Source organism: Endozoicomonas sp. ONNA2 (genome assembly GCF_024606365.1).
In the GTDB taxonomy this organism is placed as follows: domain Bacteria; phylum Pseudomonadota; class Gammaproteobacteria; order Pseudomonadales; family Endozoicomonadaceae; genus Endozoicomonas.
The window spans coordinates 1-3,688 of sequence record NZ_JAHHPO010000240.1; the positions used below are offsets into that span (position 1 = coordinate 1).

Here is a 3,688-nt window from a genome sequence, read left to right on the forward strand (position 1 = left end):
TCAGTCCTTTGACATCAGATTTCAGGAAAATATCAATCGGGGTGGTGAAAGGCAGTTGTGGGTCTTGAGTTCTCTTAATAATCTGTTCACGTGACCATAAGGGGAATCATGATCGACTTCAATCAACTGGTTATTGGCATTGTAAGTGAAATATGGGGGTATACTGTCTTTCTTTGAAGCTTTGATTTCATCCATTACTTTGTGTTCCGCAGACGGGGGTGGTTTTCTATCTTTTTTAGACGGAAGTGTTTGATTAGCAAGACTATCAAGTGTAATTACATTCATTTTTTTTATCTCTAGCAATTCTTGGACTGCGATTTTTAGAAAAAGTTCAAGGTAGATAAATTCGGGGAGATTAAATGATGCCAGAGTGCCTGTTAGAAGAAGTGGTGATCGTCACTGCTGCCCGTACGCCTATTGGAACGTTCAATGGTGGTCTGGCTTCTGTTACCCCCACTCAGCTGGCTATTTGTGCGGCAAAGGGGGTTCTGCAGCAAGCCGGGGTCAAGGCAGACGCGGTGCAGGAATTGGTGCTCGGTAATGTACTGGGTGCAGGGCAGGGAATGAATATTGCCCGTCAGGTAGCCTTGGGTGTTGGCATGCCCACAGAAAGTACCGCCTATAACGTCAGCAAGGTCTGTGGTTCTGGTCTGAAAGCGGTTACTCTTGCCGCTCAGGCCATTGCCTGTGGTGATCTTGAGGTTGCCCTGGCGGGTGGCTCGGAAAGCATGAGTCAGTCACCTTATCTTCTGCCCGGGGCACGTTGGGGCCTGCGCATGGGGCATGGCCAGCTTCTCGATACCATGATCAGCGACGGTTTGACCGATGTCTTCAATGACTACCACATGGGTATTACCGCAGAGAACCTGGCAGAGCGTTATCAGATCAGCCGTGAAGCGCAGGATGAGTATGCAGCCATTAGTCAGGAAAGGGCTCTGGCCGCCCGGGAAAGCAACCGTTTTGCTGAGGAAATCGTGCCGGTTGAGGTAGTTAATAAAAAGAAAACAGTGTTGGTGGATAAAGACGAAGGCCCGAGAGTCACGTCGGTAGAGCAATTAGCGCAATTGCGGCCTGCTTTTCGCAGGGAAGGCTCGGTAACAGCGGGTAATGCTTCCGGCATTAATGATGGTGCTGCCATGTTGCTGCTGATGTCTCGCCGTAAAGCCAACTCCCTGGGGTTGAAACCCATGGCTTCGATCAAGGCATCGGCTTCTGCCGGTGTTTCCCCCGAAGTGATGGGCTACGGGCCTGTGCCAGCCACCAGGAAAGCATTGTCCAGAGCTGGACTCACCATAGCAGATATTGACCTGGTTGAGGCAAATGAAGCGTTTGCGGTACAAGCGCTTTCTGTGGCTAAAGGCTTGAATCTGGATCTGGAGAAAACCAACGTTAACGGTGGTGCAGTGGCACTGGGCCACCCGATTGGTGCTTCCGGTGCCCGGATTCTGGTAACACTCCTCCATGAAATGGATAAACGTGAGGTCCGCCTTGGCCTCGCCACGTTATGTATTGGCGGTGGTATGGGTATTGCCATGGTAGTGGAGCGTGAATAAGCCTTCAGGAAGGTGGCCATAAATATTTGATCCCAAATGGCCAGATACTTATGAGGATTTCAAAGGTTGGCAAATAAGTAAATATGTATTAGTTTATTGCGATAATCAAAAGCGTTTAAAATAGCAGCTATTGTAGAGAGAAAACCTTGGTGTATTGCTGAACTTCTTGAAAAAACCAGCCCACCACTTAAATTATTAACAATTGATAAGGAGATAATCAATGCCGGGACCAGTACTCGATGCAACTAGTTCAATAATGTTGGACTTTGAAGTATTCAAGGATTCGGATAACTCTGGAGTAAGCAAAGAAATAAAATCAGCAAGTGTTGATGAAGGATGCATAGAGTATTTCTATAATCCATTCGGTCAGAATAATCGAACTTTGGATGATTACTCCACTGGTATTGAGAATAACGTAGTGAGTTTCTTGGGAAACAACAGTCAATGCCTGCGCAGCCCAATACCAGCAGGTTCTGACATGAATTTTGATACATTAGTACATCAAAATAATGATTTAACAGTTCCTTTGAGCAGTACTATGAATGATATGGACAAAACCAGAGTATGCGTTCCAATTTCTGAAATGCCAAATCATCTTGTTAAACTTGACTGGGAAAAAGAATTTTATGAGGAATTACAAAAGGTAGATGAAAGAACGCAAAACCAATTGGGTCTGTTTCATTACCTGGGAACCCCAAAATTATATGATGATGCCGACAGGCAGGAACTGGATAATAGTGGTAATAGAGCCAACTCCTTAGATTTTTCGTCTGCTAAAAAGATAATCAATAATCCTGCGGATTCATCGTCTGAGCAGGAGGTTATTAAAGTTAACACTTTGGCTAGCGAAGTTGTCAGGCATGACCATTTGAATATTCATTTAAATTCCAAAGAATCCAGTGCCTCCAAGGGTAAAAAAATTAAACAACGCAAAGTTATGCAGCCTGGAGCCAAAGGTATTCGTATTGCCCATAAGTCCTACAGCCTTAAAGAAATTGCCTCTATGCATATTAGAGTATTTAAAGAAATTCTTAAAGTAGAAAGTGATGAAAAAATTTGTGAAAAAGCAGCAAAAATGAGAAGGGCTGAAAAAAATAGGCTGGGTGCTTTGCGAAGAAAAGAGACAGTTCCTGATAAAATTGCCAGGCTCTACAAAAAAATTCAAGAAATGGAATATGGGGAAAAAGTCTCCAAAATTTGTAATATGTACTTCAGTAATCAGAAACCTAATTAAGATTTATGCAATCCACTATTTTTAAGTGATTTTATTTGTTGTGTTTCAGAACAAATTCACAAGTAAGCCCAATATAAATAATTCTGATAGTAAGCTTGTTGAAACTATCCGTAAATAATCAGCTTATTATCTTAAATTAAAGATCAAAAATTACATAATGATAAGGAGGTTATCAATGTTGGGGCCTGTATCTGATGAATTAATGAGATTACTCTTGAACTTTGAAGCATTCACAGTTCCAGATGATTCCAGGGCAAGTGAAGAAGCAGTAACTGTTGATAGGGGATTACACACTCAATTTCACCCGGATAGACCCTTGAATAATTATGCTGTCCGTATTGTGAATAACCCCAGGGCATTTGTAAGTAACAGTGAACCCTCATATAGGCTAACATCCTCAGATATGAGTATTGGCATTAATAGTAAAATATCTGTTGATTGTTTACTGGAGGATTTTAAAGAGTCTCCGACAGTATCTCAAAAAAGTACTACTAACGATATGTATAAAACCAGTGATGGTAAAACTTCACCTGTTATAGACGACCCATTATCTGATCCTGACTGGGGTAATGAATTTTTAAGTGATTTGGATAATGTTAATAAAATAATTGAGAAGCAACTGGGTGTGGACGATTCTCAGAAAGTTCAACAGGTATCGTCAGTTAAATATGATAGATGGCCTCTATTGACTCCCGGTGAAAATACATCAGAATCATCTACTGCAAAAAAGATGAGGTATATGTCCACAGAGTTACCAGCTGAAATGGAAGTTATTGAGGGGAGCGATGAAGGGGTAATCAGTAGTATCAATCATGACCATTCATATGCCAGTGTAAGTGCCACAGAATCCAGGGCGATAGAATCGGCCTTACGATCGTTCCAATCAAGGCTAATTTAAACG

At 42.3% G+C, this 3,688-nt stretch carries 3 protein-coding genes; all 3 read left to right on the top strand.

The annotated features are described in order from the left end of the window. Window positions 1-359 precede the first annotated feature (359 nt). The 3 genes from KDK14_RS04340 (at window position 360) to KDK14_RS04350 (ending at window position 3,685) form a co-directional block, all read left to right on the top strand. Complete coding sequence (locus tag KDK14_RS04340) at window positions 360-1,553, top strand: acetyl-CoA C-acetyltransferase (RefSeq protein ID WP_373691028.1); 1,194 nt, start codon at window positions 360-362, stop codon at window positions 1,551-1,553. Window positions 1,554-1,773: 220 nt separating this feature from the next. Then, window positions 1,774-2,787, top strand: coding sequence for a hypothetical protein (locus tag KDK14_RS04345; protein ID WP_257263793.1), 1,014 nt, complete (start codon window positions 1,774-1,776; stop codon window positions 2,785-2,787). Window positions 2,788-2,962: 175 nt separating this feature from the next. Next, a complete protein-coding gene (locus KDK14_RS04350; RefSeq protein WP_257263794.1) occupies window positions 2,963-3,685 on the top strand; it encodes a hypothetical protein in 723 nt (240 codons plus the stop codon). Window positions 3,686-3,688: the final 3 nt, after the last annotated feature.